At 76.1% G+C, this 3719-nt stretch carries 4 protein-coding genes; all 4 read right to left on the bottom strand.

Annotated features, from left to right (window positions below; all coding sequences use genetic code 11):
* Positions 1-12: 12 nt before the first annotated feature.
* On the bottom strand, positions 13-1164 hold the full coding sequence (locus E1258_RS30930) for an FHA domain-containing protein (protein ID WP_132407326.1): 1152 nt from the start codon (positions 1162-1164) through the stop codon (positions 13-15).
* Positions 1161-1322 (bottom strand): 4a-hydroxytetrahydrobiopterin dehydratase, encoded by a 162-nt coding sequence (locus tag E1258_RS30935; protein ID WP_132407328.1) that lies wholly within the window; start codon positions 1320-1322, stop codon positions 1161-1163. The genes E1258_RS30930 and E1258_RS30935 overlap by 4 nt, the downstream gene beginning before the upstream one ends.
* An 86-nt stretch (positions 1323-1408) precedes the next feature.
* Positions 1409-2458, bottom strand: coding sequence for an acyl-CoA desaturase (locus tag E1258_RS30940; protein WP_132407330.1), 1050 nt, complete (start codon positions 2456-2458; stop codon positions 1409-1411).
* Between the two features lie 146 nt (positions 2459-2604).
* Positions 2605-3719: SCO7613 C-terminal domain-containing membrane protein (locus tag E1258_RS33705; protein ID WP_371688709.1), on the bottom strand; the 1115-nt coding region annotated here is incomplete at its 5' end.

Here is a 3719-nt window from a genome sequence, read left to right on the forward strand (position 1 = left end):
GTCGCACCCGGCTCAGGGCCGGGGCAGGCGCATCGCCATGGTCGGGGCCTCGGCCATCACCGAGTTGGGGGTGAACGCCGCGCCCGACGGCAGCTCGTCGGCGCGGCCGATCTGCACCCCCGGGTACAGCTCGACCAGGTCACCGGGGGCGAGCACCCGGGACTGCTGCGGCTTGAGCGCGATCCGGTCCGGTTCCGCCATCGAGCCACCGGGGCGGATCCCCGACCCGTTGGTGCTCACGTCGGTCACGATCACCTCACCGACACGGCATTCGAAGCGGACGTGGCCGCGGCTGATCCAACGCCGCGCCTCGTCGTTGAGCCACTGCCCGAGCACGATCCCGCCCTGCTGCTCCGGCGCGCGCCCCACCAGCACCGGCTGGCCCTCGGTGAGCACGAACCGGCGGCGGACCAGCCCGCCGATGCGCACGGCCAGCACCTCCGTACGCGGCCGGGGCCCGGCGTCGCCGAGGCGGGTGCCGTGCCGGGGACAGGTCGGCACGCCGCCGCGCAGGGTGGGTGGCGGCTGCCCTGCCGGGGCGCGTTCCACCCGGGCCAGGTCAGCGAACGCGCCCCCGCCCCCGCCGCCGCCGAACAGGGCACAGCCCTGCTCGGGGCAGCGCCACTGCCGGGCGAGCAGCTTCACCCCGGTCGCCGAGGGCGCGCCGGCCACCGGCACGTTGCCGCCGCCGACGTGGGCGATGAACACCGGGCCGCCCGCGCCGGGCACCGGGGCGAGCACCCGGCCGGGTTGCTCGACGGTCCACGGGAACCGGCCGCGCAGGCCGTCGAAGCGGGCCCGGCTGAGCACCGGCAACCCGAGCAGGTCGGCGACCTCCAGCATCCGGTCGCCCGGGTTGTCGAGCACCTCCACCAGGCCGTCGTCGGCCCAGCGGCGGACCACCATCCGCTCGTTGGAGGTGAGGTCGGCGTCGGAGAGCAGGGCCCGGTGCACGATCGCGTACACCGGGACGTTGTCCTCCGCCAGGTCGCGGGCGAGCGCGTCGATCACCATGCCGAGCCGGAGCAGGTTGGCCGGCCGGCCGCCGTCGAGGTCCTGGTACCGGATCACCTCGGCCAGGTCGATAACGGCCCGGGCCAGCGACGGGTCGGTGCAGACCCGCCCCTCGATGGCGTCGAGCACCTTGCTGATCTCGAATCTCATCGGGCACTCCGGACGATGTCGTCGATCCGCCGCGCCAACTCCAGGTCCCGGTGGGTGACCCCGCCGGCCGAGTGGGTGACGCAGCGGAAGGTGAGGGTCCGGCCCGCCAGCCCACCCGGCCGGTTTCGCACCGCCTCCGCGGTGAGCACGTCTGCCATGGCCAGACCCTACCGCCAGGGGTGCCCGGGCGGCTCTGCCACCACCTCGCGCACCCCGGTCGACCTGCGCCTACGGCGGTACGGGCTCAGCCGCGCAGCGGCCGGCCCACCTCGTGCAGGTGGGCGAGCGCCTGCCGGTACGACTCGACCAGCCCGGCCTCCGCGTACGGCACCCCCTGCTCGGCGCAGTACGCCCGCACGATCGGCTGGGCCCGGCGCAGGTTCCCCCGGGGCATGTTCGGGAACAGGTGGTGCTCGATCTGGTAGTTCAGCCCGCCCAGCGCGACGTCGACGAACCAGCCGCCCCGCACGTTGCGGGAGGTGAGCACCTGCTTACGCAGGAAGTCGAGGTCCTCGTCGGCGGTCGGCATCGGCATGCCCTTGTGGTTCGGGGCGAACGCGCAGCCCATGTAGAGCCCCCACAACCCCTGGTGCACGGCGACGAACACCAGCGCCTTGACCGGCGGGAGCACCGCGAACAGCAGGCCGAGGTAGCCGACCGCGTGCAGCGCGAGCAGCAGCCCCTCGACGGCCCGGTGCCGCATGGGGGTGGCGTACCGGCCGTCCGGGGCCCGCCCGAACAGCGCCCGCACGCTCGCCACGTGCAGGGCCATGCCCTCCAGCAGCAGCATCGGGAAGAACAGCCACGCCTGCCGCCGGGCCAGCCAGCGGCCGAGCCCCCGGGTCGCGGCGGCCTGCTCGTACGACCAGACCAGCGCACCGGCCCCGACGTCCGGGTCCTCGTCGTGGTGGTTGGGGTTGGCGTGGTGACGGTTGTGCTTGTCGACCCACCAGCCGTAGCTGAGCCCGACCGCCAGGTTGCCGGCGAGCAGCCCGGCCACCTCGCTCGCGCCGCGGCGGCGGAACATCTGTCGGTGGCCGGCGTCGTGCCCGAGGAACGCCACCTGGGTGGTGGCCACGGCCAGGCCGGTCGCCACCAGTAGCTGCCACCACGAGTCGCCGACCAGTGGCACGGCCACCCAGCCGGCGACGAAGGCCGCCAGGGTCAGCGCGATCCGGGCCGCGTACGTGGCGGGCCGGCGGTCGAGCAGGCCCGCCTCGCCGATCCGCCGGGCCAGTCGTGCGTAGTCGCTGCCCCGCCGGGCCGGCGGGTCCGCTGTCGCTGCAAGCACCATCTGAGCTCCGCTTCTCGGCGTCCGGGCCACGCCGGACGGCGTGTCCTGATGTCGAGTCTCCAGACAACAGTAGCCGTGGGTAACCCGGACAGCAGCAGCATCCGAGGTGGGGCGCTCCCTACCTCGCCCCACCGGCCCCGACGCGGTCAGCCCATCCGCCCCACCGCCGTCCGGAACCGGGCCAGGTCGCGACGACGCCGCTCGTACGTCGCGGCCAGGCCGATCAGGGCCAGGCCCCCAGCCGCCAGGAAGATCCACCGGGGCAGCAGGTCCCAACTGCGGACCAGCTCGTGCAGCGCGAGCAGGATCAGGGTGACCCCGCCGAGCAGCACCGGGGCCTGCCAGCGGCGGGCCGCGCCGGCCAGCACCACGACCAATGCGCCGGCCCCGAGCAACAGCCGCCGCCAGGGCTGGGGGTCGGGCGCGAACAGCACCGACACCTCGCTGGGCAGCAGCCCGGCGGCCAGCCCCGGGCCGAGCGCGAGCCAGCTGTTCAGGCCCGGCCGGGTGCGCAGCGCCACCGCGCCGGCGGCCAGGGCCAGGCCCGCCGCCGGCAGCGTGTACGCCTCCAGCAGCACCACCCCGCCGGCACCCAGCAGCAGCCAGGCGCCGAGCAGTTCGCTGCCCCCGGCGACGCCCGCGAACGCCCAGCGCCACCCGAGCGGCTCACCCCGCCGCAGCAGCCGCAGCCCCACGGCGGCCCCCCAGAGCACGCAGACCGCAGCGGCGTACCGGGGTGACCCGCCGGCCAGCAGGACCGCGAGCAGGGCCACGGCCTGGGCGGCGATGTCGAGCGCCCGGCCCCGGATCGGGTCGCGGCCGGACGGGAGGGCGGCGACGGCCAGCACCAGCACCGCCACCGCCAGGACGACGAAGGAGGCCGTACGCAGGGGCAGGCTCGCCGCCAGCGCGGCGGTGACCGCGAACCCGGTCGCCGCCCCGACCGCCACCAGTACGCCGCCCAGCCGGGCCACACCCGTCCGGCCGGCGACGGCGGCCACCACGCCGGTCACCACCAGCGCCCCGAGACCGACGAGGGTGCCGGCCCGGGTGGCGAGCAGCCCGCCCAGCCCCGCCACCGTGGCCACCAGTCCCACCGGCACGGTGACTCCGACGAGCAGCGGCCGGGGCCGGGCCAGAGCCGCGACCAGCAGGGCGGCCGCCCCGGTCAGCAGCAGGACCCCCGGCACCACCGGCCACGGCGTGCCGGCGGCGGCGAGCAGCACCGGCACCGCCGCCGCGGCGAACGGCAGCGCCGCAC

This window comes from Micromonospora sp. KC207 (assembly GCF_004348615.1).
Lineage (GTDB): Bacteria > Actinomycetota > Actinomycetes > Mycobacteriales > Micromonosporaceae > Micromonospora.

Excerpts from the sequence above, each read along its gene's own strand:
- E1258_RS30940 (WP_132407330.1), bottom strand. The coding sequence starts at position 2,458 with ATGGTGCTTGCAGCGACAGCGGACCCGCCGGCCCGGCGGGGCAGCGAC.
- E1258_RS30935 (WP_132407328.1), bottom strand. The coding sequence starts at position 1,322 with ATGGCAGACGTGCTCACCGCGGAGGCGGTGCGAAACCGGCCGGGTGGG.
- E1258_RS30930 (WP_132407326.1), bottom strand. The coding sequence starts at position 1,164 with ATGAGATTCGAGATCAGCAAGGTGCTCGACGCCATCGAGGGGCGGGTC.